This window comes from Methylophaga sp. UBA4204, from assembly GCF_002379485.1.
Taxonomy (GTDB): domain Bacteria; phylum Pseudomonadota; class Gammaproteobacteria; order Nitrosococcales; family Methylophagaceae; genus Methylophaga.
In genome coordinates this window covers 110200-111717 of record NZ_DFTU01000087.1, presented here as the reverse complement: position 1 = coordinate 111717, position 1518 = coordinate 110200, and the positions used below count along the sequence as shown (strand labels likewise).

Below are 1518 nucleotides of genomic sequence, written 5' to 3'. Positions count from 1 at the left end.
GCCATAATAACGTCATAACTGCTGGTTTCGATGGCGTCTTTATCAATACCGCACCCGGTGGTGGCATTACCCTGCGGATCCAAATCAATCATCAGCACTTTCTTGCCTGAATCGGCAAGCGACGCTGCCAGATTTACCGTGGTAGTCGTTTTACCGACACCGCCTTTCTGGTTAGTAACCGCAAATATATTTCCCACTGACATTAATCCTTAATCAGTCTTACCAGATGCCTTTCAGCCTGATCTCCCGGGACATTCAGAGCAATCACATCTTTCAATGTAAAACCGCCGCCAACACTAGCTAGTTCCTGTTCCGGGTATACGCCTTTCATTAAAATCAGGCTGCCCGCATCATCGCAGTGTCTCGCGGCTAAATCAATAATCTCGGCAATTGTAGCGAAAGCGCGGGCGGTTATTACCTCAAATTTTGGCAGGGTAAGTTGCTCAACTCGGCCATGTATTACCGTGACATTATTCAATTTAAGCTCGGCCTTCACTTGCTGTAAAAAACGTGTTTTTTTGATATTGCTATCAAGCAGAGTCACCGCCATTTGCGGAAAACAGATCGCCACTGGAATACCTGGAAGGCCAGCACCACTTCCAACGTCCAGCAAACTGTTGCACTGTAAATAAGGAATAAGCGACAGACTATCAAGGATATGTCGCGTCAACATGCCTTGTGGATCACGCACTGAGGTCAGGTTATAAACCTTATTCCATTTTTGCAGTAGCGCAAGATAATCCAGTAGTTGGATTTTTTGCTGGTCGGAAAGTTGTAATTGCAGTTCAGCACAGCCCTTGTCGAGCTGTGCCTTTAAATCAACCGCCATCAGCTGGCTTCGCTCCAGCCTGAACGTTTCAGATGAACCAGCAATAATGAAACGGCAGCCGGTGTCACGCCGGAAATCCGCGCAGCCTGCCCTAAACTCTGTGGTTTGGCATTTTGTAATTTTTCACGTACTTCATTAGATAGGCCACGCACATTTTTATAATCCAAATCATCCGGCAGAGATGTATTTTCATTGCGCTGTAAACGGTTGACTTCATTTTGCTGGCGATTGATATAGCCAGCGTACTTCACCTGAATCATTACCTGCTCAGCCACATCATCAGCAACGATTTGCTCTTCGTCCAGTAATGTCATCAAGCCTTGATAATCCACACTTGGACGACGTAATAACTCGATTGCCGTACTGCTTTTGGCCAGAGGCTCACCCAGCACAGACGTCGCACGTTGTTGATCTATTTTTTCCGGTGACACGCGCATGGTATTCAAGCGGGTATTTTCTTTATCAATGGCTTCCAGTTTTTCACTGAATACGCTCCAGCGCTCATCATCGACAATGCCTAACTGACGGCCAATAGGTGTCAGTCGGGAATCAGCATTATCCTCACGTAACATCAGACGATATTCCGCACGACTGGTGAACATGCGATAAGGCTCTTTGGTGCCGGAGGTGATCAAGTCATCAATTAATACTCCAATATAGGCTTCATCACGACGTGGATACCAAGGCTC

At 46.6% G+C, this 1518-nt stretch carries 2 protein-coding genes and 1 pseudogene; all 3 read right to left on the bottom strand.

Annotated features, from left to right (window positions below; translation table 11 throughout):
• A partial coding sequence (locus tag B3182_RS13030; RefSeq protein ID WP_292753039.1) for a ParA family protein occupies nt 1–197 on the bottom strand: 197 nt, incomplete at its 3' end.
• A gap of 5 nt (nt 198–202) precedes the next feature.
• Complete coding sequence (gene rsmG / locus B3182_RS13025; RefSeq protein ID WP_292358502.1) at nt 203–829, bottom strand: 16S rRNA (guanine(527)-N(7))-methyltransferase RsmG; 627 nt, start codon at nt 827–829, stop codon at nt 203–205.
• A pseudogene (gene gidA / locus B3182_RS13020) lies at nt 829–1518 on the bottom strand (tRNA uridine-5-carboxymethylaminomethyl(34) synthesis enzyme MnmG); the annotation flags it as partial. The gene rsmG and the pseudogene gidA, both read right to left, overlap by 1 nt.